Here is a 237-nt window from a genome sequence, read left to right as displayed (position 1 = left end):
CGGGCTTCGCGCCGAATGACTGGCAGGTCGGTCAGACGGGCAAGATCGTCGCGCCGCAGTTGTATATCGCGTGCGGCATCTCGGGTGCGATCCAGCATCTGGCGGGCATGAAGGACTCGACAGTGATCGTCGCGATCAACAAGGATCCGGAAGCGCCTATTTTCAGCATCGCGGACTATGGTCTTGAAGCCGATCTGTTCGATGCGGTGCCGAAGCTGGTTTCGTCGATATAACGAA

The 237-nt window shown here is 58.2% G+C and carries 1 protein-coding gene; it reads left to right on the top strand.

Going from position 1 to position 237, the window contains the following annotated elements:
• The coding region (locus tag SB771_RS36915; protein ID WP_410722275.1) for an electron transfer flavoprotein subunit alpha/FixB family protein at positions 1 to 233 on the top strand (233 nt) is incomplete at its 5' end.
• Positions 234 to 237: the final 4 nt, after the last annotated feature.

This window comes from Burkholderia sp. SIMBA_051 (assembly GCF_046534915.1).
Taxonomy (GTDB): Bacteria; Pseudomonadota; Gammaproteobacteria; order Burkholderiales; family Burkholderiaceae; genus Burkholderia; species Burkholderia ambifaria.
The sequence above is the reverse complement of the archived record's forward strand: the minus strand, read 5'-3'. Positions and strand labels throughout refer to the sequence as shown.